This is a genomic window from Bradyrhizobium sp. Pha-3 (genome assembly GCF_042258615.1).
Lineage (GTDB): Bacteria > Pseudomonadota > Alphaproteobacteria > Rhizobiales > Xanthobacteraceae > Bradyrhizobium.
In genome coordinates this window covers 932,217-955,236 of the sequence record NZ_CP170152.1, presented here as the reverse complement: position 1 = coordinate 955,236, position 23,020 = coordinate 932,217, and the positions used below count along the sequence as shown (strand labels likewise).

At 64.9% G+C, this 23,020-nt stretch carries 21 protein-coding genes; 8 read left to right on the top strand and 13 right to left on the bottom strand.

All coding sequences use genetic code 11. The features are described from left to right. Positions 1 to 299 precede the first annotated feature (299 nt). Positions 300 to 1,724, top strand: a complete 1,425-nt coding sequence (locus ACE10Z_RS04490; protein ID WP_375786856.1) for a toll/interleukin-1 receptor domain-containing protein — start codon at positions 300 to 302, stop codon at positions 1,722 to 1,724. 40 nt (positions 1,725 to 1,764) lie between these two features. On the opposite strand, the gene ACE10Z_RS04485 is transcribed toward ACE10Z_RS04490, so the two are convergent. The 3 genes from ACE10Z_RS04485 to ACE10Z_RS04475 form a co-directional block, all read right to left on the bottom strand. Continuing rightward, complete coding sequence (locus ACE10Z_RS04485; RefSeq protein WP_375786855.1) at positions 1,765 to 2,496, bottom strand: hypothetical protein; 732 nt, start codon at positions 2,494 to 2,496, stop codon at positions 1,765 to 1,767. Positions 2,497 to 2,604: 108 nt separating this feature from the next. Continuing rightward, positions 2,605 to 2,862 (bottom strand): hypothetical protein, encoded by a 258-nt coding sequence (locus ACE10Z_RS04480; protein ID WP_375786854.1) that lies wholly within the window; start codon positions 2,860 to 2,862, stop codon positions 2,605 to 2,607. Positions 2,863 to 2,976: 114 nt separating this feature from the next. Further along, entirely contained in the window at positions 2,977 to 3,975 is a 999-nt protein-coding gene (locus ACE10Z_RS04475; protein ID WP_375786853.1) for an NAD(P)H-dependent flavin oxidoreductase, read from the bottom strand. Positions 3,976 to 4,041: 66 nt separating this feature from the next. On the opposite strand from ACE10Z_RS04475, the gene ACE10Z_RS04470 reads away from it, so the two are divergent. Continuing rightward, on the top strand, positions 4,042 to 5,604 hold the full coding sequence (locus tag ACE10Z_RS04470) for an AMP-binding protein (RefSeq protein WP_375786852.1): 1,563 nt from the start codon (positions 4,042 to 4,044) through the stop codon (positions 5,602 to 5,604). 150 nt (positions 5,605 to 5,754) lie between these two features. On the opposite strand, the gene ACE10Z_RS04465 is transcribed toward ACE10Z_RS04470, so the two are convergent. The 7 genes from ACE10Z_RS04465 to ACE10Z_RS04435 all read right to left on the bottom strand — a co-directional run bounded on the left by ACE10Z_RS04465 (position 5,755) and on the right by ACE10Z_RS04435 (position 12,313). Next, positions 5,755 to 7,926, bottom strand: a complete 2,172-nt coding sequence (locus tag ACE10Z_RS04465; protein WP_375786851.1) for an ATP-binding protein — start codon at positions 7,924 to 7,926, stop codon at positions 5,755 to 5,757. Between the two features lie 236 nt (positions 7,927 to 8,162). Next, entirely contained in the window at positions 8,163 to 8,936 is a 774-nt protein-coding gene (locus tag ACE10Z_RS04460) for a thioesterase family protein (RefSeq protein ID WP_375786850.1), read from the bottom strand. Further along, positions 8,936 to 9,907 carry an NAD(P)H-dependent flavin oxidoreductase gene (locus tag ACE10Z_RS04455; protein WP_375786849.1) on the bottom strand — a complete coding sequence of 324 codons (972 nt, stop codon included), beginning with the start codon at positions 9,905 to 9,907 and terminating at the stop codon, positions 8,936 to 8,938. Before ACE10Z_RS04455 ends, ACE10Z_RS04460 begins: the two co-directional genes overlap by 1 nt. 170 nt (positions 9,908 to 10,077) lie before the next feature. Continuing rightward, entirely contained in the window at positions 10,078 to 10,578 is a 501-nt protein-coding gene (locus ACE10Z_RS04450) for a hypothetical protein (protein WP_375790104.1), read from the bottom strand. A gap of 124 nt (positions 10,579 to 10,702) precedes the next feature. Beyond that, positions 10,703 to 11,284 carry a YqaA family protein gene (locus ACE10Z_RS04445; RefSeq protein ID WP_375786848.1) on the bottom strand — a complete coding sequence of 194 codons (582 nt, stop codon included), beginning with the start codon at positions 11,282 to 11,284 and terminating at the stop codon, positions 10,703 to 10,705. 63 nt (positions 11,285 to 11,347) lie between these two features. Beyond that, on the bottom strand, positions 11,348 to 11,749 hold the full coding sequence (gene hisE / locus ACE10Z_RS04440) for a phosphoribosyl-ATP diphosphatase (protein WP_375786847.1): 402 nt from the start codon (positions 11,747 to 11,749) through the stop codon (positions 11,348 to 11,350). A 123-nt stretch (positions 11,750 to 11,872) separates the two neighbouring features. Next, positions 11,873 to 12,313, bottom strand: a complete 441-nt coding sequence (locus ACE10Z_RS04435) for a hypothetical protein (protein ID WP_375786846.1) — start codon at positions 12,311 to 12,313, stop codon at positions 11,873 to 11,875. A 262-nt stretch (positions 12,314 to 12,575) separates the two neighbouring features. Between ACE10Z_RS04435 and ACE10Z_RS04430 the strand changes: the two genes are divergently transcribed. The 6 genes from ACE10Z_RS04430 to ACE10Z_RS04405 all read left to right on the top strand — a co-directional run bounded on the left by ACE10Z_RS04430 (position 12,576) and on the right by ACE10Z_RS04405 (position 20,302). After that, positions 12,576 to 13,631, top strand: coding sequence for an ABC transporter substrate-binding protein (locus ACE10Z_RS04430; RefSeq protein ID WP_375786845.1), 1,056 nt, complete (start codon positions 12,576 to 12,578; stop codon positions 13,629 to 13,631). Positions 13,632 to 13,835: 204 nt separating this feature from the next. Next, positions 13,836 to 15,614 (top strand): glucan ABC transporter ATP-binding protein/ permease, encoded by a 1,779-nt coding sequence (locus ACE10Z_RS04425; protein ID WP_375786844.1) that lies wholly within the window; start codon positions 13,836 to 13,838, stop codon positions 15,612 to 15,614. Positions 15,615 to 15,865: 251 nt separating this feature from the next. Further along, entirely contained in the window at positions 15,866 to 17,272 is a 1,407-nt protein-coding gene (locus tag ACE10Z_RS04420; protein ID WP_375790103.1) for a D-alanyl-D-alanine carboxypeptidase family protein, read from the top strand. A 174-nt stretch (positions 17,273 to 17,446) separates the two neighbouring features. Beyond that, positions 17,447 to 19,129 (top strand): long-chain fatty acid--CoA ligase, encoded by a 1,683-nt coding sequence (locus ACE10Z_RS04415; RefSeq protein ID WP_375786843.1) that lies wholly within the window; start codon positions 17,447 to 17,449, stop codon positions 19,127 to 19,129. Positions 19,130 to 19,148: 19 nt separating this feature from the next. After that, complete coding sequence (locus ACE10Z_RS04410; RefSeq protein ID WP_375786842.1) at positions 19,149 to 19,712, top strand: DUF924 family protein; 564 nt, start codon at positions 19,149 to 19,151, stop codon at positions 19,710 to 19,712. Positions 19,713 to 19,816: 104 nt separating this feature from the next. Further along, entirely contained in the window at positions 19,817 to 20,302 is a 486-nt protein-coding gene (locus tag ACE10Z_RS04405) for a peroxiredoxin (RefSeq protein ID WP_024579081.1), read from the top strand. A gap of 158 nt (positions 20,303 to 20,460) precedes the next feature. Here the strand turns inward: ACE10Z_RS04405 and rnhA are convergent, their stop codons facing one another. Genes rnhA through ispH form a run of 3 tightly spaced genes read right to left on the bottom strand, consistent with a single transcriptional unit; the run spans position 20,461 to position 22,870 of the window. Next, positions 20,461 to 20,922 carry a ribonuclease HI gene (rnhA, locus tag ACE10Z_RS04400; RefSeq protein WP_375786841.1) on the bottom strand — a complete coding sequence of 154 codons (462 nt, stop codon included), beginning with the start codon at positions 20,920 to 20,922 and terminating at the stop codon, positions 20,461 to 20,463. Further along, positions 20,910 to 21,890 (bottom strand): homoserine kinase, encoded by a 981-nt coding sequence (locus ACE10Z_RS04395; RefSeq protein ID WP_375786840.1) that lies wholly within the window; start codon positions 21,888 to 21,890, stop codon positions 20,910 to 20,912. Before ACE10Z_RS04395 ends, rnhA begins: the two co-directional genes overlap by 13 nt. Before the next feature lie 5 nt (positions 21,891 to 21,895). Beyond that, the gene (ispH, locus tag ACE10Z_RS04390; protein WP_375786839.1) at positions 21,896 to 22,870 is read right to left on the bottom strand and encodes a 4-hydroxy-3-methylbut-2-enyl diphosphate reductase; all 975 of its coding nucleotides are present in this window, start codon (positions 22,868 to 22,870) and stop codon (positions 21,896 to 21,898) included. Between the last annotated feature and the right edge of the window lie 150 nt (positions 22,871 to 23,020).

The following is a 23,020-nucleotide window of genomic DNA, read 5'->3' as shown; positions in this document are numbered from 1 at the left end:
TCATGAAATGAAGCGATGCGTTCAAATCGACACATCGGCAGAGTTTCGAAAAATTTTAGCCAGTCCGCCCCGGTGCACGACAACGATCGCGCGCCGGTTCCCTGAGTATCTTGCACATGGCACACCCTAAGGTATAGTGAGATAAATCACTGGCAGGCGGTTTTTCTTTTTTCCGCCCGGCGATCGCAAATTTCAGAGACGGGCTATCATTCTGTCCGCGGCAGGACGTCCAGCCGCGGCATTCGGCCGACGAGATGCGGCCAGCCGTCGCATAAAATTCATGCAGATCGGATTTTGCCATGCAAAATGATTTCTCGGTCTTTATCAGCCATCGCGCCGAAGACAGATTTCTCGCGCGCCTGTTGAAAGCGCGGCTCGAATATCTCAGCAGCCTGGACGGCCAACGTTCGGTGGAATGCTTTGTCTGCGAGGAAATTCCCGGCGGCGCGGAATGGCGGCAATGGATGATCGACAACACGGCGAAGGCCGACTGCCTGATCTTCATCCACACCAATGCCGAACACAATTGGACGTGGTGCGCGTCGGAGATTTCCCAGTTCGACGGCTACAAGCGCGCGCTGAAGCTCATGTCAAAGGTGCTGTGGTTCTCGGTCGACAGTTCACCCTCGTTTCCGATGCTGGCGGAGAACGAGTTTTACGGGATCGGCGAGGACGAGGTCCGGCGGTTTCTCGAAGATCTGTTCGTGCGGCCGACCTTCGGTGCCGTGCCGCTGCGGCCGAAACTCAACGCCAACCACGCCCGCGACTTCAACGAGGCGGTGAAGGACCTGCACGCGCAGTTCATGCAGATCACCCGCCCGGAAGAGCTGTTTCGTCTGCGGCTTCGCATCGTGTTCAGCGACGAGCTGTCGTTCCGGCAGAAGGCCGATGCGCTGAAGGCATTGCCGCCGTCAGACCGTGCGCGGGGATTTCTGACGGATGCCAAACTGGAGGCGGATCCCGCCACCACCACGCTGCTGTCCGGTCCTGATACGGCTGATTTCGACTGGGAGGACCTGCTCAGCGCACAGAATCGTTATGACAGCGGCGCCTGGCTCGACGAGTTGACGAGCTACGTCGCGAACTCGTTTTCCGACGTGGACATTGCCAACCGACGAAGCCGCGAGCAGGTCCTCAGTCCGATCTTCCGCGATTTGAAACTGTATCAACCGGTCATCGCCCGGCTCGAATATCTCGACAACACGCCTTTCTCGGTCGTCATCATCTTCGTGCCGATGCCGCCATTCAGCGAGGATCCAAGACTGATGGTCGCGCAGAACATGCCGAAGGACATCGTCTTCCTCTCAATCCTGCTGCGCCTCGCGCGGCGCTTCCGATGGTCGTTTCTCGAGCCGCTGTACAACGCGGTCGAGAACCTGGACGATGACTTCAGCGCCAAGCGATGGGACGATCTGCTGCAGCGCTACCACGAATGCCTGGAAAACCTCGATTCGATCCTGCGACAGGGCAACATGCGCGAGCTCGAGACCGTCGGCGACATCAAGTCGACGATCAACATCTCCGACGATGCACTCTTGAAGGAGATGTTCAGGGATTGGGGGACGTTTCAGACCCGGCTTGCGCAGGCCATCGAGAAGAAGTCGCCGGGCGATGTACGGCAGACGCTGGAGCCATGGCTCAAGCGCAACAAGGACTTCATGAAGCAACTGCTCGTCGAAACCCAGGGCAAGGTGGACAAGCTGCGTCCGCTGGAAGCCCACTAGAATTCGCTGGCCGCAGGTTCGGTTCGACCGACGCCCGCGCTCAGATCATCGAGGCGACGCGTTCGAGGCCGATCAGGCGCGCCAGCGAGCGGACCTCGTTCTTCTGATCCTCGCGGAGCTGGAACAGCAGCGGCATCGCCGCCGACTTCAGCTGCTGGACTTCCTCGGAATCCGGATCGATCGGCATCGCTCCCGATGCGGGATCGCCCTGGCGCTTGGCGTGGATCTTGCGCGCGACGGCGCGCAGTGCCGTCTCGACCGCCGGCCAGTAATACTCCTGCGATGACGACAGCTTGAGCCGGTCCTTGATGCCGGCGATCTGCGCGTCGCTGAGCAGGGCATAGGTCTTCTGCGGCGCGGGCCTGGCGGCTGCCTTGGGCTTCGGCGGCGCGGCGGGGGCGGCCGGCGCGGCGGGCTCGGCGATCCGCGGCTGGGCCGCATCGACGGGGTCATTGATCTTCGGCAGGCCGATATCGGCAGGCTCGGCGGAGGCATAGGCCTGACGCACCGTATCGGTCGCGCCCGGGATCGCGGCTTGCGCCCGCAGCAGGAGCGGCGATGGACTGGCGGGAGGCTCGGTCGGCCGTGGCGCCTCGAAGGCGGCCGTCGCGAGCGTCGTAACCGCGAGCTTGTCCTGCTTGCTGGCGCGATTGGCGACCGGACCAATGTCGGCCTGCGCCGCGGGCAGGCTGTCGCGGCCCAAAATGGCTGTTATCGCGGCGCCGGCGAGGAGGAAGCAGGTCAGCGCGGCGAGGGTGATGGCTCTGGTCAAAAACTACTCCATTCCCGGCCGGTGTTGCCGCAAACTGCGCGAGAAATGCGGCGTTACCGTGCCGTGACAGCGCCAAATAGGTGAAATCGTCCCGAAACGGCCCGAAAATCAGGCCGCGGCGTCAAGCTCATAGGCTTCCTGGATGTCGGCCACGATCTCATGCGCCGTCCAGAGGGCACCGGGCTGGACCGAGTGCAGGCTGACCGTCCAGTTGGTACGGCGGGTGCGCGGCGTGCTGACGATGTCGAATTCGACCTGACGGCACAGCGGGTGGCGCTGCAGGGCGTAGAATACGCGGGTCCAGAGATCGTCGAGCGATGCCGGGGTCTTGGCCGGATCCTTGGCGAAGTGCGCCTCAAAAGCCATGTCGTATTCCCACAACTGGCGGGCGGCCAGCCGCGGCGGCGGACCATCCCATGGCGCATAGTTGGGACTGGCATGGTTAATGCCGCGTTAAGCGGACAGCCGGGACTTGAACGGTCAGGCGAGCCGCACCCGCGCGCTCGCCGCCTCGTACTCCGTCGCCGTCAGTGCAACGAGCTCGTCGACGCCAAGCACCCCGGTCACCCCCGAGGTGGAATGACCGCCGCTCCAGATGTCGCGCCAGCGCTGCGGCCGGCTTTCGCGGGCGCCGATGTCGATGTCCTTGCCGATGTCGATCGCGCCGCGCGCCGGCAGGTCGTCGGGATCGAGACCGGCGGCCTCGATCGAGGGCCGCAGCATATTGGTCTGCAGGCCCGTGAAGGCCGTCGTGAGCAAGATGTCGTCGGCGCTAGAGTCGACCAGCATCTGCTTGTACCTCGCGTCCGCCATGCTCTCGCGCGTCGCGATGAACTTGGTGCCCATGTAGGCGAGATCGCAGCCGAGCGCCTCTGCGGCGCGTAGCGCGTGGCCGTCGCTGATGCCACCGGCCAGCACGATCGGGCCGTCGAAGAATGCGCGCACCGCGCGGACGAACACGAACGGATTGAGCCAGCCGGTCTGCCCGCCGGCGCCCGCGGTAAGCAGCACGAGCCCGTCGGCGCCGGCCGCGACCGCGCGCTCGGCATGACGAATCGAGGCGACGTCGGCGAACACCAGCGCGCCGGCATCGTGCAAGGGGGCGAGCACCGGCGCCGGCGAGCCGACCGAGGTGATCACAAGCTCGGGCCTGTGCCGCAACAGCACGGCGAGATCCTGCGCCAGCCGCGCGTTGGAGCGGTGCACGATCAGGTTCGGACAGATCGGCGCCGCCGCCGCACCGCTCGCGTCGGCATGCACTTGCAGGCGGCGCGCGATGTCGCCGAGCCAGGCATCGAGCTGTTCCGTCTCACGGCAATTCACCGTCGGAAACGAACCGATCACGCCGTTGCGGCAGGCCGCTACCACCAGCTCGACGCCCGACACCAGAAACATCGGCGCTGCAATCAGCGGCAACCGGAGGCGATCGCGAAAACGCGCAAGAGGATCAGCGGACAAGTTGTTTCTTCCCTGCATCATTGTGTTAGCGTTATCGCCAACATTGGCACGAGAGAAGCCAAAGACAAAGGCGGGAGGGACAACGACATGAGCAATCCGCTCTATGCATTTCCGGCGGTGTGCGAGCAGACCTTGCGGGCGCTGGCGCGCTATCCGTCGCGCACGGCCTTCGCGTGGCCGGGCGGCTCGCTCAGCTATCAGGGCGCGACCGACCTGATTGGACGGATGCAGAGCGTGTTCATGCGGCTCGGCTTCGCGCCGGGCACCCGCGTCGCGCTGCTCACCGCCAACCGCGCCGACAGCTGGTGCGCCGGCGTCGCCGCGCAATTGTCGCGGCTCGCGATCACCTGGCTGCACCCGCTCGGCTCGCTCGACGACCAGCTGTTCCAGATCGAGGACTCCGAGGCCGAGATGCTGATCGTCGACGGCATCACGTTTCGCGATCGTGGCGGCGAGCTCGCCGCCAAGGCCGCCGGCCTGAAGACCGTGTTCACGCTCGGCCCGGCGGATTACGGCGCCGACCTGTTGCAGGTGGTCGAGGATGCCGGCAGCGCGACCGCGAAGAACTTCGCCCGCGAGGACGACATCTCGACCCTGAACTATACCGGCGGCACGACCGGCAAATCCAAGGGCGCGCTGCGTTATCACCGCGAATATGGCGGCTTCGCCGCCGCCATCCTCGCCGACTTCGAGATTCCGGAGACGCCGCGTTACCTGACGGTGGCGCCGATCAGCCATGTCGCCGGCACCAAGGTGCTGCCGACGCTGATGCGCGGCGGCACCGTGCACATGCTGAAAGGGTTCGATCCGGAAGCCGTGTTCAAGACCATCGCGCGCGAGAAGATCAACTTCACGCTGTTCGTGCCGACCATGATCTATGTGATGCTGGATCATCCGGCCCTGCCCAAGACCGACCTCTCCTCGCTCGAGCTGTTGCTCTACGGCGCCTCCGCGATGTCGCCGAGCCGGCTGGTCGAAGGCATCGAGCGCATCGGCCCGGTATTCTCGCAGCTCTATGGCCAGACCGAATGCTATCCGGTCTCGGTGCTGCGCAAGGCGGACCATGATCCGAAGACGCCGGAGCTGTTCCTGTCCTGCGGCTTCCCGATCACCGCCTGCCAGGTGAAGATCCTCGATCAGGACGACCAGGAGGTCGCGACCGGCGAGGCCGGCGAGATCTGCGTGCGCGCCACCCATGTGATGGCCGAATACTGGAAGCGTCCCGATATCACGGCGGAGACGCTGAAGAGCGGCTGGCTGCACACCGGCGACATCGCCCGCAAGGACGAGCGCGGCTACATGTTCATCCTCGACCGCAAGAAGGACATGATCGTCTCCGGCGGCTTCAACATCTTTCCACGCGAAGTCGAGGATGTGCTGTCGCAGCACGCCGACGTCGCGATGGTCGCCGTGGTCGGCGTGCCCGACGACAAATGGGGCGAGGCCGTCACCGCCGTCGTGGTGGCACGCGAGGGCGCTGTGCCCGACGCCGACGAGTTGATTAGCCTCGTGAAGGCAAAGAAGGGCTCGGCGCACGCACCGAAGCAGATCCAGTTCGTCAAGGAGCTGCCGATGACCGGAGTCGGCAAGGTCGACAAGAAGGTGCTGAAGGCGCGCTTCTGGTCCGGCCGCGACCGCATGGTGGGGTAGCTGCGCAAGTTCCCAACTGTCATCCTGAGGAGCGCGCTCTTGCGCGCGTCTCGAAGGATGCACGGCCTCGATGCCGCCGTGTGCGGCAAGCAACCTGTCCTCGCGGCAAGAGCTGGGCCGTCGCCCTTCGAGACGCCGCTTCGCGGCTCCTCAGGGTGACGGTGAGAGAGTGGAAGGCGCAGCGAGACTATCGGCGCTGGCGGCGACCGTGTGCTGCCCGGCCCCCTGCCCCAGCAGCTGATCGAGCCGCTCGCGCAGCTGATCCTGGTGGTAGGGCTTGGCCAGCCGCGGCAGGTCGACCTGAGTGCCGTCGGGCAGTTCGGCATAGCCGGTGGCGAGCAGGACGACGAGATGCGGGCGCACCTCGCGCGAGGCTGCGGCGAGTTCGAGGCCGGTCATGCCGGGCATCACGTGATCGGTCATCATCAGGTCGATCTCCTGGTCGCTCCTGAGGATATCGAGCGCGTGCGGTCCGGAACTGGCGCCGATCACGCGATGGCCGAGATCCTCCAGCATCTCCATGGTCGACATCGCGATCAGTGGATCGTCGTCGACCAGCAGGATCACCGCCGAGCGTTTGATTTTCTGCGCCGCCGGCGCCGGACTCTCGACCGCCGGCGCTGTTGTCGCGACCGGCAGCACCAGCACGGCCGTGGTACCCTTGCCGACCGCGCTCGACAGCTGCAGCGCGCCGCCGAGTTGCACCGCGAGGCCATGCACCATCGACAGGCCGAGCCCGGTCCCCTTGCCCACCGGCTTTGACGAGAAGAACGGCTCGATCGCCCGCTTCAGCACGTCCGGCGACATGCCGCCGCCGCTGTCGACCACCGACAGTTTCAGGTAATTGCCCGGCTGCAGCGCGGGATCGCCCTTGACCTGATCGCTCCTGGTCTGATCGTTCTTGGCCTGATCGTTTTTGGCCTGCCAGGCCGCGAGGCGGATTTCGATCACGCCGCCATCCGGCATCGCATCGCGCGCGTTGATCGCAAGGTTGAGCACCGCAAGCTCGAGCTGATTGGCATCGACGCAGGCCGCCGGCAGTCCGTCCGGGATGTCGAGCCGCAGCGTGATGCGCGGCCCGAGCGAGCGCTCGAGCAATTCGCTCATGTCGCGCACCAGCGCGCCGAGATCGACCGGCACCGCGCGCAGATCCTGCTGCCGCGCGAAGGCCAATAGCCGCTGCGTCAGGGAGGCACCGCGCTCGGCGCCCTGCAACGCGCCGTCGACCAGCCGGCGCAGGCGCGGGTCCTCCGGCATCCGCTTGCGCAGCAGGTCGAGATTGCCCATCACGGCCATCAGCAGATTGTTGAAGTCGTGCGCGACGCCGCCGGTGAGCTGGCCGATCGCCTCCATCTTCTGCGCATGGCGGAGCTGTTCCTGCGCCCGCTCGCGCGCGGCGACCTCCTTCATCAGGTCGGCGGTGCGCTGCTCGACCCGCTGCTCCAGCGTCGCGGTGAGCTCGGCAAGCGCGGTGCGCTCCGCGGCGAGCTGCGCCAGCAGCGCCTCGCGCTCGATCTCCGCGGTCTTGCGCGCGGTGATGTCGGAGCAAACCCCGACCAGCGACCGGATGCTGCCGTCGGGCCGGCGCACCGCGCGGGCGCGGACATCGAGCCAGTGCTGGGTGCCGTCGGGCCAGATGTTGCGATACTCGATCCGGTAGTCCGCGCCGGTGCGCAGCGTTTGCTCGACGGTTTCGCTGCGGCGGGCGCGGTCATCGGGATGCACCGCTTCGAGCAGATCCTGATAGGTGAAGGGACCGCGAGGCTTGCGCCCGAAGAATGTCTTACAAGTCGGCGACGCCTCGAGCTCGAAATCCGGCAGATGAAGTTCGAGCGCGCCGAGATGACCGGCATCGAGCGCGGTCTGCAACAGGTCTTCGCTCTCGGTCAGGTCTTCCAGTATCTGGCGGGTCTGGTACTGGCGGCGGCGGCCGCGCACCGCCGCGGCGACCAGGCTCACCAGCGTGGTCGGATGGAACGGCCGCTCGATAAAGGTGACATTGCCGAGCGCGCGGCCGAGCCGTGCCGCTTCGGGATTGCGCCCTGGCCCGCCCTTCTCGCTCATCAGCACGATGGGAAAATCCGACCATGACGGCTGCTCGTTCAGCCAGCGCGTCAGGCCGGCAAGGTCGGCGGTCCTGATCGCCTCATCGGCAATGATGGCAAGGCCCGCCCCGCTTGCGACCTGATGCTCGAACTCGGCGAGGTCGCCGCAGATATTGGCGTAGTAGCCGGCTTCCTTGATCAGGTGGGCAGTCTTGACGGCGTCCCGTTCGCTCGCGGCGAGGATGACCGCGCGTTCCGACGACGGGCCGGGCTTCACCGCGAGGCTCCGAGCCGCCGCGCAGCGCCGATACCGCCCGCCCGCAACGCACACGGCCGCCGGACGGTCTTGGCCAGGAAACCGGCGGCGAAATCGATGCGCGTCATGACACCCCCTAACGAGACCAAAACTCGTTGGTGCCGCCAACCGTTCCGGACGCGCAGGGGTATTTTTGCTCACGAGCGGCCGCTTCGGGCTGCCCTTCTCTCAATGTGGCGGCTGAAACCGGCCCGGCGCTAGCGCCGCTCGATCACGAGGCTCTGGACGGTACGGCCGAAATAGCCGCGCTGGTCGGCGAGCCGCGACATCGCAAGCCCTGCACCGTCAGGCCCGATCCAGGACTCGCTGTCGAGCAGGACCCAGTCGCCGACCGGCTCGCGTGCCAGGCTCACAGTGAGATCGGCGTTGATGAAGGTCCACCGGCTGAAATCGAGCGCCGGCGAAACGCCGTTGGAGAAATCCGAGGCGACCACCGCACGCATCGCCTGCGAGACGGCGACGCCTGCGATCAGCGGCTGGTTGACGCGGAACCAGATCGCGCCCGGGCCGAGCACGCCGAAGCGGCCGCGCGCGGCCCGCATCGAGATGTTCTTCACGAACGGACTGTTCGCGAGGTTACCCGGCTCGACGATACTGTCGTCGGGGCCCGGCAGATCGACCGGAACGGCTGCGACATCCTGCGGCAGCTCGGCCGCCTGTTGCTTGATCTTCAGCACGGTCGCCGAGACGACGAGAACGCCGTCGGCGAGCAGCCTGACGCCGCAGAGCTGGATCTTGCGGCCGTCGCGCAGGATCTCGCTCGAGACCGTCAGCGGGGCCACCGGCACCGGACGCATCAGGTCGATCGTGACCCGCGCGATCCGCATCGGCACCGGCGTGGGGATGGCTTCTGCGGCCCACACCACCAGCGCGGCCGGCGCGGAACCGTGCTGCATCCGCGGGTCCCATGGACCCGCAGCATCGGGACTGGTGACGACGCGGTCGCCGTCAACGCGAAAGATCGGCTCCATCAACCAAGCGCCGGATCGACCGCCTCGTCATACTCTTTCTTGAACCGACCAATCAGCTCGGCCGCGGGCACCACCTTGGAGATGCTGCCGACGCCCTGGCCGGAGCCCCAGATCTCCTTCCAGGCCTTCGGTTTGGCGCGCTCGCCGGACGCATCGGTGCCGAAGCTCATCTTCGAGGGATCCGAGGTCGGCAGGTTTTCCGGATCCATGCCGGCCGCGACGATCGACGGCTTCAAATAGTTGCCGTGCACGCCGGTGAACAGATTGGAGTAGACGATGTCCTCGGCGGACGAATTGGTGATCATGCTCTTGTAGCCCTCGACCGCGTTTGCCTCTTGGGTCGCGATGAAGGCGGAGCCGATATAGGCGAAGTCGGCACCGATGATGCGCGCGGCGCGAATGGCGCGGCCGTTGGCGATGGTGCCCGACAGCGCGATCGGCCCGTCGAACCACTGCCGCGTCTCCGACACGAACGGGAACGGCGACAGCGTGCCGGCATGACCGCCGGCACCGGCCGCGACCAGGATCAGGCCGTCGGCGCCCTTCTCGATCGCCTTGCGCGCGAACTTCTGGTTGATCACGTCGTGGAACACGATGCCGCCCCAGCCGTGGACGGCCTGGTTGAGCTCTTCGCGCGCGCCGAGCGAGGAGATGATCATCGGCACCTTGTGCTTCTCGCAAAGTGCCATGTCGTGATCGAGCCGGTTGTTCGACTTGTGCACGATCTGGTTCACCGCGAACGGCGCCGACGGCCGCTCCGGATGCGCCTTGTCGTAGGCGGCAAGCTCTTCCTTGATCCGGTACAGCCATTCGTCGAGCAGTTCCGGCGGCCGCGCGTTCAGCGACGGAAACGAGCCGACCACGCCGGCCTTGCACTGGGCGATGACGAGGTCAGGCACCGAAATGATGAACAGCGGTGCCCCGATCACGGGAAGAGACAGGCGGCCCTTGAACAGAGCAGGCATGGACATTGGCGGCGGATCCTCAAGTTGGTTGGTCTCGATGCTGACCGTCATACCAACAAGGCAATCTTTCCAGTGTCAAGTATTGCGTTATGGCGCTGCAAAAAGGATGACAAAACTTCATCCAGATGCCGTGTTTTCGGGCGCATCTGGCATCCCAGACGCGGTTTCGGCCACCTCTATTGGCAGACCGCCCGTGTCACGAAATTTTCCGTCTTGCAGTCGTTCGGCCCGCGCTTGTGGCCCGGCAAATAGACCAGCGGCGAGCATTTCTCGGAGGCGTCGGTATCGATGCTCTTGCCTTCCTTGAACCCTTTGCTCTGGCACAGCCGGTCGGCGCCGATCTTGCAGTCCGGCGCACCGTTCGAGGCCACCACGCAGGCTGCGCGCCCGCTCACCATCGTCGAGGGGCGTGCGATGTTCGACAGGTCGTTGATGGTCTCGCTGGGGCTCTTCAGCTGTGGCAGCGCCGACTTCGACTTCTCGAACAGCTTTCCGATTTCGTTGATCAGTCCCGGATTCTCGCGCTCGACGGGCGCGGGCGGCAGCTCGATCTGTTGTTGCTGCGGAGACTCAGCAGGCTGCTGCGCCGGCGACTGCACGCCGAGCGCGGGCGGCGCAGTCTGCGCCCATCCGCCGTCGGTCGCAGGCAGCGCCATCGATAGCGCAAGGCCCGCCATCGCAACGTACACCTTGGCGGGATTGAGTCTCGCGAGATTCACCGGTCGTCGATTCCATCAGCCAATGCAGCGACCGTAGTCCGAAGCCGTCCGCGAGCAAAGACGCGAACAGCTAGAACTTTGGTTAGATCAGCTTGAATGCGACAACAAAGCCCAGCACTAGCACGATCGCGCCGATCGCGACCCACATGCCGAGCCGCTTCTCGAGCTCGGCGCGGATGACATCGCCGTAGCGATTGAGCAAGACCGCGACGAAGAAGAAGCGGCCGCCGCGTGCGACGATCGAGCACAGGATGAACAGCCAGATGTTGTAACCGGCAAAGCCCGACGTGATCGTCACGAGCTTGTAGGGGATCGGCGTCAGCCCCTTCACGAGGATGATCACGGCACCCCACTCGGCATAGGAGGCGCGGAACGCGTCGACCTTGTCGGAGAGGCCGTAGAGATGGATCAGCCACTGCCCGAGCGAATCGTAGAGCAGCGCGCCGATCGCGTAGCCGAGCACGCCGCCGGCGACGGACGCGACGGTGCAGACGGCCGCGAACCACCAGGCCCGCTTCGGCCGCGCCAACGACATCGGCAACAACATGATGTCAGGAGGGATCGGGAAGAAGGAGCTCTCGGCGAAGGCGACGGCGGCGAGAATCCAGAGTGCGTAGGGCTTGTCGGCCGCCGCGACGCACCAGTCGTAAATCCGTTTCAACATGGGCGCGATGAACCATCATGGAGCGGATTTGTCCATGCCGGGAATGGATCGAATTTGGTTGATTTACGGCTGCCGTTTGCGCAGCCGGTTCTCCAGCGCGACAATTCGACGCCGAACCACCGGAACGGGCGCGGTCTTGGGGAGCTTAACGGGCGACTTCGGCAGCTTCTCGGCGATCCCGAGCAGCCGCTCGCGCCGCTCCATCTCGCGCCACACATCCCCCGGCTTCACGCCGGCCGATGCCCAGAGAACAGTGAGATTGTAGAGCAGGTCCGCGCTCTCGCGGACGACGGCGTCCGGCTTGCCGCTGACGGCATCGATCACGACCTCGACCGCTTCCTCGGCGAGCTTCTTGGCCATCTTGGCCGGCCCGCGCTGGAACAGCCGTGCCGTGCGCGAAATTGCCGGATCAAGATCCTTGGCCGCGATCACCGCCTGGTAAAGCCGCTCGATCGAATCACTCATCCTACGAGCCTAATCGAAACGCGTCGCCAGCGTGTTAACGAGCGAGCCGACAACGAAAAATCCACCGGCCTCGCAGCCGGTGGATTCGATCTTTTGTGACAGTTCTGAGAACCGCCAGCGGTGTCAGTACGGCGTATAGGGCAGTGCCGAGCGGCGCCCGTAATAGCCGTGATAACCATAATACGGTCCGCCGCCGTAATAGGCCGGGCCACCACCATAATAGGCGGGACCGCCGTAATAGCCCGGGCCGCCGTCGTAGCCATAGGAGTCGTAATAGTCGCGACGGTTCTGGGCTGCGGCGATCGCCAGACCCGTGCCGACGATCCCGGCGAACGCAGCCGCAGCGGCCGCACCACCGCCTCCGCCACGATAGTAGCGACGGCGCGCGCTGATGTCGGTCGCGCCGCTCGTGCCGTGCGATGTGGTCACAGCGGCCGTCTTGCCCGCCGGAGCAGAGCCTGCGAACGCCATCGTCGGCTCAACGGCCGTCAACGCCACCGCGGCAACCGTTGCCAATGTGGCTGCGCGGCCAATGGACGAAAAAACACCTTTTCGCGCAAACATTGCAGTCATCCTTTGTGGAAGCCGGCCCGACGGGCCTCGGTGAGCTAACCACTGCCTCTAGATTAGGTTCCCCAACCCGAATGCAAGCTGAACAACCTGAGGTGAAATCGAGGCAGTCATCGGCTGTTCACCTTGCCTGGGGCAGAATGCCGTCAAATAGCGCTTGAAATTGATGCTTGAATTGCACCCTGGCCTGGCGCATTCGATGTCATGAAGCAGGTGCAGCCGGCGCGGCACTTTGTCTCGCCTCCCGGATGTCATGATGCAGGTAAGTCGGACCACCGTTCTCCGCTGGATACTGGCTGGCATAATCAGCCTTTCGGGCGGCGTGTGGCCGGCCGTGACACCGCTGCGCGCCGGCGATGCGCCGCAGCCACTCACCATCCAGTTCACGCTCGACCGTCCGCTTGATGCTGCCGCGGCCCCATTCGTGATGGCATCGGCCGGCAGCCTGTTCAGCGCCGAGGGCCTTGCGGTCGGCACCAACGTCGCGACCAGCTCGGCGGATGCGATCGCGCGTGTCGCCGACGGCTTGAGCGACTTTGCCCTCGTCGACATCAACTCGCTGATCCGCTTTCGCGACAAGCCTGGTGCTGCCCCCGTCAAGGCGGTGTTCGTGCTGTTCAACCAGGCACCTTATGCGATCATTGCCCGCAAGAGCCGTGGCATCAAGGCGCTGACCGACATCCAGGGCAAGAACCTCGGCGTGGCCGAGGGCGACCTTTCGATCCGGCTGTGGCCCGCGATCGCCAAGCAGAACGGTATCAAGCTTGCGAGCGTGAAGCAGAACACGATCAGCGCCGCGGTGCGCGAGCCGATGCTTTCCGCAGGCCAGGTCGATGCCGTCACCGGCTTCTCCTATCTCTCGGCGATCAATCTGCGGGATCGCGGCGTGCCTGCCGACGATCTCGCGGTGCTGCGCTTCGCCGACTATGGCTGCGAAGCCTATGGCTTTGCCGTCATCGTCAGCCCGCGCCTTACCGCGGCGAAGCCGGACTCGGTGAAAGGCTTCGTGCGCGCGGTGATCGGCGGCACCAACCTCGCGGTCAAGGACCCGGCTCGCGCCGCGAGCGAGGTGGTGAGCCGGATGGACGGCGGTTCGCGTGATCTGGAGCTCGAGCGGCTGGGCGCCATCATCCGCGACAACATCCTGACCGGCGAGGTGAAGCGCAACGGCCTCGGCGGCATCGAGCCGGAGCGCTTCGAGCGCGCGGTCGACCAGCTCGCGGAGGACTTCAAATTCCAGAAGCGGCCGCACGCCGCCGACATCTTCGACGACCAATTCCTGCCGCCGATCGACAGTCGGCTGGTGAATTGACCGCATGCGAATGCATAGGTGACGAGCTGCACCAAATGTTCAACGTCGTCCTGGCGAAAGCCAGGACGACGGCGTGGGGAGCCGCTCGCCGCAATTATCGTCACCCTGAGCATGACGCGCTGTCACCGCTGGCCCTCGCTGTCGAACCCTGATTAGATTGCATCCCGCCTGACCGGGCGCCCACCGCTGACGAGTCCCGCCGGCATGTCCATGCTCCGCCTTTACATCCGCGTCCTCGAACTGCTCGGCAAGGAGGCGCGGCTCGGCTGGATCCTCGCCGCCGCCAACATGCTGCTCGCCGGCGCCCAATTCGCCGAGCCGGTGCTGTTCGGCAAGATCGTCGACGTGCTGTCGGGCCGACCGGTTACCGGGCTGCTCGCGACCTCCTCGGCATGGCCGCTGCTCGCGGCCTGGGCGGCGTTCGGCCTGTTCACGATCGGCTGCAGCGCAATCGTCGCATTGCAGGCCGACCGGCTCGCGCACCGCCAGCGCCAGGCGGTGCTGACCGATTATTTCGAGCACATCCTGCAGCTGCCGCTGACCTTCCACTCCGGCACCCATTCCGGGCGGCTGATGAAGGTGATGCTGAACGGCACCGATGCGCTGTGGCGGCTCTGGCTCGGCTTCTTCCGCGAGCATTTCGCCGCGATCATGTCGTTGATCGTGCTGCTGCCGCTCGCGCTCTACATCAACTGGCGGCTGGCGATCCTGCTGTTCGCGCTTTGTGTCGTGTTCACCGTGCTGACCACTCTGGTGGTGCGCAAGACCTACGGCATGCAGAGCGAGGTCGAGGCCTATTACAGCGATCTCTCGGCGCGCGCCTCCGACGCGCTCGGCAATGTCGCGCTGGTGCAGAGCTTCGTGCGGATCGATTCCGAGGTGCAGGGCCTGCGCTACGTCGCCGACAAGCTGCTCGCGGTGCAGATGCCGGTGCTGTCATGGTGGGCGCTGGTCACCGTGATCACGCGCGCCTCGACCACCATCACGGTGCTCGCGATCTTCACCGTCGGCATCGCGCTCCACAATGAGGGCCTCACCACGGTCGGCGAGATCGTGATGTTCGTCTCGTTCGCCACCATGCTTATCCAGAAGCTCGAGCAGGTGGTGAGCTTCATCAACAATGTGTTCATGGAAGCGCCGCGCCTGCAGGAATTCTTCGACGTGCTCGATGCGGTGCCGGCGGTGCGCGACCGACCGGGCGCGGTCGATCCCGGCCGGCTGTCGGGGCTGGTCGAATTCAACGACGTCTCGTTCTCCTATGACGGCAAGCGGCCGGCGATCGAGGACCTCAGCTTCACCGCATTGCCCGGCCAGACCATCGCGCTGGTCGGCTCGACCGGCGCCGGCAAATCCACTGCAATCGCGCTGCTGCATCGCGCGTTCGATCCGCAATCCGGCATCATCAAGATCGACGGTATGGACATACGTGCGCTGAAGTTGACGGCGCTGCGGCGGAACATCGGCGTGGTGTTCCAGGAGGCGCTGCTGTTCAACCGCTCGCTCGCCGACAACCTGCGCGTCGGCAAGCCGGATGCGACCGACGAGGAGCTGCGTACCGCCGCGGCACGCGCGCAGGCGCTGGATTTCATCGAGCGCAGCGAAAAGAAATTCGACACCCATGCCGGCGAGCGCGGCCGCATGCTGTCCGGCGGCGAACGTCAGCGATTATCAATTGCGCGTGCGCTGCTCAAGGATCCGCCGATCCTGATCCTCGACGAGGCGACCAGCGCGCTCGACGCCGTCACCGAGGCCAAGGTCAATGCTGCTCTCGACGAAGTGATGAAGGGCCGCACCACCTTCGTGATCGCACACCGTCTCTCGACCATCCGCCACGCCACCCGCATCCTGTTGTTCGACCAGGGACGGGTGATCGAAAGCGGAACTTTCGATGAACTGGTGGCGAAAGGCGGGCGTTTTGCCGAACTCGCACGGGCCCAGTTCATGGTCCAGGACCAGGCGCGCGCCGGCATCGAGGCACCATAATTCTCCCCTTTCCAATTGAGGTGGCTGCCGAAATTCAGCCGATTTCGTCCACGATATAATTGGCCGGCCTCTGTTCTCAGCTGGCAAGCCGGTATAGGTTTGCATCGCCGCAGTGCGGCGCCGGACACGCTTGAAACCCGTACGTCACATCGCAAGACCTCCTTCTCGAAGGCGGGTCTCAAAGGACCGGAACCATCGTGTATTTTCCTCGCCCGCTGCGCCCGTCGTTGAAATGGATTCTAGCCGTCGCGATGCTCGCCATCGCAACGCCGCAGATCGCGCAGGCCGAGGCGCTGCTGGTCGTCGAGGCCGATTCAGGAAAGGTGCTGCAGGCCGACAACGCCACGATGCCGTGGTATCCGGCCTCGCTCAGCAAGCTGATGACCGCCTATGTGACGCTGAAGGCGGTCAAGGATGGCCGGGTGTCGCTCGACACGCTGCTCACGGTGTCGCCGACTGCGTCATCGCAGTCGCCCTCGAAGATGGGTCTTCGGCCCGGCACCCAGGTCACCGTCGACAACGCGCTCAAGATGATGCTGGTGAAGTCGGCCAACGACATGGCCGTGGTGCTGGCCGAGGGCATCGGCGGCTCGATCGACGGCTTTGCCGGCGAAATGAACCAGACCGCGCAGAAGCTCGGCATGACGCAAACGAGCTACGTCAACCCAAACGGCCTGCCCGCCGACGGCCAGATCACCTCGGCGCGCGACATGGCGATCCTCGCCCGCGCCATCATCCGCGATCTGCCGGAATACGAGTATTTCGTCCACATCCCGTCGATCCGCTTCGGCCGCCGCGTCACCCAGAACTTCAACAAGCTGATCGGCCGCTATCCCGGCGCCGACGGCTTCAAGACCGGCTTCATCTGCGCCTCCGGCTACAATCTCGTGGCGTCGGCGACGCGCGACGGCAGGCGGCTGATCGCCGTGGTGCTCGGCGCCTCCTCGGGCCGCATGCGCGCGATCCGCGCCGCGCAGCTCCTGGATCGCGGCTTTGCCAACAACGGGCTGGCGTGGCTGCGGCCCTCGCTCGGCACCGTCAACAATCTGGTGCCGATCGATACCACCCCGCCGAACCTGCGCGAGGAGATGTGCGGCGCCAAGCACAAGCGGCCCGCCAGCGACGAGGACGGAGAAGACACCGTTGCCAGCGCCGGCGCGAGCACCAACGGCGACAGCGGCGTGAGCTTCTTCGCCTCGGGCCTGCAGGCCGCGATGCCGACAAAGCCGGCCGACCTGCTGGCGCAGCCGGCGGCGGCGTCCGAACCGGTCGTGGTTTATACGGGACCGACCAAGACCGGCGCTGCGTTGATCGCCGCGGTCGAGGCCGACACCGAGAAGCTGCAGCCGGCCAAGCGCGCCAAGGGCAAGCACACCCGTGTCGCCGGCAAGAAGTCCGATGCGGCTGACGACGCCAAGGGTGACGCCAAGAACGCCTCCAAGTCGGATAGCTCCAAGTCGGACAACAAGCCGGCGGCCAAGCCGGTGCGTCACGCCAACGCCAAGCCGGATGCCGCAGCTGCGAAGCCCGCCGCGGACAAGCCGGCCGCCGCAAAGCCTGCCGGCAAACCGGCGGCGGCAGCAAAGCCTGCTGCGAAGCCCAAGGCCGAGAAGCCCAAGGCTGAGAAGCCGAAGGCCGACGCCAAGCCGGCAGGCTAGCAGAGCGTCACCCTTCCGATCTCCCGATGCGTCGATAGCGCGCAGCGGCTTGCCATTGGCCGCGGCATCGCTCAATACTGCCTGAAATAAAGCGGCCAAGTCGCGGTCAAGGGTCGGAAAACCCGGAAGCAATCCGGGACATCAGCAAAATTAATATGAGAGGGAATAGCCATTATGGAGCGCATCTGGCTCAAGCATTATCCGGCCGGCGTGCCCGCCGATATCGACGTCACGCAATATTCGTCGCTGGTCGAATTGCTGGAAGAGAGTTTCAAGAAATTCGCCGATCGCAAGGCGTTCATCTGCATGGACAAGGCGATCACCTATCGCGAGCTCGACGAGATGTCGACCGCGCTCGGCGCCTACTTGCAGAGCAAGGGCCTGCAGAAGGGCGCGCGGGTCGCGCTGATGATGCCGAACGTGCTGCAATATCCGGTCGCGACCGCCGCCGTGCTGCGCGCCGGCTATGCCGTGGTCAACGTCAATCCGCTCTATACCCCGCGCGAGCTCGAGCATCAGCTCAAGGATTCCGGCGCCGAAGCGATCATCGTGCTGGAGAACTTCGCCACCACCGTGCAGAAGGTGCTGGCGAACACCGCGGTGAAGCAGGTGATCGTCGGCAGCATGGGCGACCTGCTCGGCTTCAAGGGCGTGATCGTCAACCTGGTGGTGCGCCGGGTGAAGAAGATGGTGCCGGCCTGGTCGATCCCCGGCGCGGTCTCGTTCAACGAGGCGCTGTCGGCCGGCCGCGGCATGAAGATGAACAAGCCCGCGCTGACGCTCGATGACGTCGCCTTCCTGCAATATACCGGCGGCACCACCGGCGTCTCCAAGGGCGCGACCCTGCTCCATCGCAACATCCTGGCCAACGTGCTGCAGAACGACGCCTGGCTGCAGCCGGCGCTGGCGAAACCGCCGATCGTCGAGCAGATGGTCATTGTTTGTGCGCTGCCGCTCTATCACGTCTTTGCGCTGACTGCGTGCTACCTGCTGGGCATGCGGGCCGGCGGCACCAATCTGCTGATTCCGAATCCGCGCGATATGGCAGGCTTCGTCAAGGAACTGTCGAAGTACCAGGTCAGCTTCTTCCCGGCGGTCAACACCCTCTACAATGGCCTGTTGAACACGCCCGGCTTCGACAAGCTCGACTTCTCCAAACTGAAGATCGCCAATGGCGGCGGCATGGCGACGCAGAAGCCGGTCGCTGAAAAATGGTTGAAAGTCACGGGAATCTCGTTGTCGGAAGGCTATGGTCTGTCGGAGACCTCGCCGACCCTGACGTGCAATCCCGCGACGATTACGGAGTTCTCCGGGACGATCGGCCTTCCGGTCCCCTCGACCTGGCTCTCGATCCGTGACGACGACGGCAATGAACTGCCGCTCGGCGAAGCCGGCGAAATCTGCGCCAAGGGCCCGCAGGTGATGTCGGGGTACTGGAACAGGCCTGACGAGACCGCCAAGGTGATGACGGCGGACGGCTATTTCCGCACCGGCGACATCGGCGTGATGGACGAGAAGGGCTATACCAAGATCGTCGACCGCAAGAAGGACATGATCCTGGTCTCGGGCTTCAACGTCTATCCGAACGAGATCGAGGAAGTGATCGCGAGCCATCCGGGCGTGCTCGAATGCGCCGTGATCGGCGTGCCCGACGCGAAGTCCGGCGAGGCGGTGAAGGCCTTCGTGGTCAAGAAGGACCCGAACATCACCGCCGAGGACATCATCAAGTTCAGCGCCACCCAGCTCACCGCCTACAAGGTGCCGAAGCAGATCGAGTTCAGGGCCGACCTGCCGAAGACCAATGTCGGCAAGATCCTGCGCCGCGAGCTGCGTGACGAGAAGAAGGCCGCGGCCTAGAGCGTGAGAGAGGCTGACGTTGGATACGATTGACGTACGCCTCGCAACGCCTGCCGATGTCATCGCATTCTGGCGAGAAGCCGGCCGCGACCGCTGGTACAAGCACGACGACGCCTTCGATGCCGAAATCCGCAGCCGCTTCCTTGCCACCTGGCAAAAGGCGGCTGCCGGCGAGTTATCGTCATGGGAGGCGAGCGACGAGGGCGCGCTGGCGCTGACCATCGTGCTCGACCAGTTTCCGCGAAACCTGTTTCGAGGCGACGCCAGGACCTTTTCAAGCGATGCGCAGGCGCGTTACGTGGCAAGGCGCGCCATCGACCGCGGCGTCGATGCGCGGACCGACCCGGTGCTGCGCGAATTCCTCTATCTGCCTTTCGAGCATTCGGAGGATCTCGGCGACCAGCAGCGCTGCGTGACGCTGTTCCGGCAATATGACTGCCATCCCGACAACCTGAAATACGCCGAGGATCACGCCGACATCATCCGGCGGTTCGGCCGTTTCCCGCACCGTAACCGGGTGCTGGGCCGGGAGACGACCGCGGACGAGCAGGCCTTTCTCGACGCCGGCGGGTTTTCCGGCTGATGACGGAACGGTGACTGGAGCCTTTTCCGTTCCTGCAGCAGGTCGTATTGTGCGGTCCAAGCGCCGGGTTTAAGACAATTCCGCTTCACCGAGGGAGAACAACGATGACGATCAATGTTGGCGACAAGCTGCCGGAAACCAAGTTTCGCGTGATGACCGCCGAGGGTCCGCAGGTCAAAACCACCGACGACATTTTCAAGGGCAAGAAGGTCGCCCTGTTCGCGGTGCCCGGCGCCTACACCGGCACCTGCCACAAGATGCATCTGCCGAGCATCTTCCTCAATGCCTATGCCATGAAGAACAAGGGCGTCGACACCATCGCGATCGTCTCGGTCAACGATGCCTTCGTGATGAACGCCTGGAAGCGCGACACCGACCAGCGCGACGAAGCCGTCTTCCTGGCCGACGGCAATGCCGATTTCGCCAAGGCGATCGGCATGGAGCTCGACGCCTCCGGCAACGGCCTCGGCATCCGCTCCCACCGCTACTCGATGCTGGTCGAGGACGGCGTGGTGAAGAAGCTCAACAAGGAGCCGGCTCCGGGCAAGGTCGAGGTCTCCGGCGGCGACACGCTGCTCGGGCAGCTCTGAGCTGACGGCCCACGCACACTGTCGTTGCCCGGCTTGACCGGGCAACCCAGTAGGCCGCGGCCTCACGTTTCAATCATCGCCGCCTCTGGAATACTGGATCGCCCGCCTTCGCGGGCGATGACAGTTTTAGGAAGTGGTAACAGGCGGCGCTCCGCGCCTTACCCCTTCAACCTCGCCATTGCCACGCCTTCGCGCGCCAGCTGGTCGGCGCGTTCGTTCTCGGCGTGGCCGGCATGGCCCTTGATCCAGTGCCAGCGCACCTCGTGCGGCTTCAGCGCGGCGTCGAGGCGCTGCCATAGCTCGACATTCTTCACCGGCTTCTTGTCGGCGGTGCGCCAGCCATTGCGCTTCCAGCCATGGATCCAACCGGTGATGCCCTGGCGGACGTATTGGCTGTCGGTGGTGAGGTCGACCACGCAGGGCTTCTTCAGGGCTTCCAGCGCCGAGATCGCCGCCATCAGCTCCATGCGGTTGTTGGTGGTGTGCGCCTCGCCGCCCTTCAATTCCTTCTCGACGTCGCCGAATCTGAGGATCGCGCCCCAGCCGCCCGGACCGGGGTTTCCGGAGCAGGCACCATCGGTGAAGACAATCACATGCGGCTTGTCGCTCACGCCGCGCATCCTGCCGGCGTAATGCCGTAGTCGTTCAGGCTCGCGACGTTCTGGTGGAAGCGCAGCTTGCGGACGTATTCCAGCGGGTCCTTCGGCTGCACCAGCGCACCCTCGGGCACGTTGAGGAAATCGACTAGGCGCGTCAGCAGGAAACGGAGCGCGGCGCCGCGCGCGAGCAGCGGCAGCGCGGCCTCTTCAGCCGCCGACAATTGCCGCTCGCGGTTATAGGCATTGAGCAGCGCGCGCGCCTTGGTGACGTTGAAGGAATGATCCGGCTCGAAGCACCAGGCGTTGACGCAGATCGCGACGTCGTAGGCCAGGACGTCATTGCAGGCGAACGGAAAGTCGATCAGACCCGAGACCTTGTCGCTAAGGAAGAAGACGTTGTCGGGAAACAGGTCGGCATGGATCACGCCGACCGGCAGGTCCGCCGGCCACGCGGCTTCGAGATGATCTAGCTCGCGCGCGATGAAGTCGTGCAGGCCCGGCTGCACGCTGTCGGCCCGCGCCGCGGCGAGATCGAACAGCGGCCGCCAGCCGGAGACCGACAGCGGATTGTTGCGGACCAGCGGAAAGTCGCGGCCGGCCAGATGCATCTTGGCCAGCGCTTCGCCGACGCCGGAACAATGCGTCACGTTCGGCCGCCGCGGCCACATGCCTTCGAGGAAATTGATGATCGCCGCGGGCCGGCCGGCAAGCCGGCTATAGACCTCGCCCTTGCGGTTGCGCGCCGGCTGCGGGCACGACACCCCGCGCTCGGCGAGATGTGCCATCAGCGACAGAAAGTACGGCAGGTCGTCCTCGGCCACGCGCTTCTCATAGAGCGTGAGGATGTAGGCGCCCTGGCTGGTATGGAGCAGGAAGTTCGAATTCTCGACGCCCTCGGCGATGCCCTTGTAGGAGAGCAATTCGCCGATGTCGTAGCTCTTGAGGAATTCCGCGAGGTCTTCGGCGGCAACGTCGGTGTAAACCGCCATATGGTCTATTCCGCGGCGGCAGCGTCGGGCCGCAGCGAACGCGGCAGCGGGAAGAACTCGTTCTCTTCCGCAGCCGAGACCGTCTCCACGTGAAGCTCGAAGCGCTCGGCGAAGGCGCCCATGATCTCCTCGACGATCACTTCCGGTGCCGAGGCGCCCGCGGTGATGCCGAGGCTCGTGATGCCTTCGAACCTGCTCCAGTCGATGTCGCTGGCGCGCTGGGCCAGCACGGCAATGGGGCAGCCCTCACGCTCGGCGACCTCGCGCAGGCGCTGCGAGTTCGACGAGTTCGGCGCGCCGACCACGATCAGGGCATCGACCACCGGCGCCACCTTCTTCACCGCGAGCTGGCGGTTGGTGGTGGCGTAGCAGATGTCTTCCTTGTGCGGACCGTTGACGTTCGGGAAGCGCTGCTTGAGCAGCGCCACGATCTCGGCGGTGTCGTCGATCGACAGCGTGGTCTGGGTCACGAAGGCGAGATTGTCGGGGTCCTTCGGGACGAAGGTCTTTGCATCCTCGGCGGTCTCGATCAGGGTCACGGCGCCGACCGGGAGCTGGCCCAGGGTGCCGACCACCTCGGGGTGATGGGAATGCCCGATCAGCAGGATCTCGCGGCCGCGCTTGAAATGGATCGCCGCCTCGCGGTGGACCTTGGTCACCAGCGGGCAGGTCGCGTCCAGCGAGAAGAAATTGCGGGATTTGGCCTCGGCCGGAACCGACTTGGGAACACCGTGGGCCGAAAACACCACCGGCGCGTTCGTATCGTCGGGGATTTCGGCCAATTCCTCGACGAAAATGGCGCCTTTGGTCTTCAGGCTGTCGACCACATACTTGTTATGGACGATTTCGTGCCGGACATAGACCGGGGCACCATAAATGGTGAGCGCGCGTTCGACCGTATCGATGGCGCGGACCACCCCGGCGCAAAAGCCGCGGGGGGAACAAAGCACGATTCTAAGATCGGGTTTTTTCGCTGACATCAGGCTGTCTCGGGGCAATCTCGGGACCGAATCACCCCTCGCCGGCGGGCGGGGAACGGCCAGTTACGATAAGGACTTGGGACTGCTTTCGGGCGCTGTCAAGGCGATTTTGCTGGCCCATTGCGCCATTCCCCCCGGAGGGCTTATATA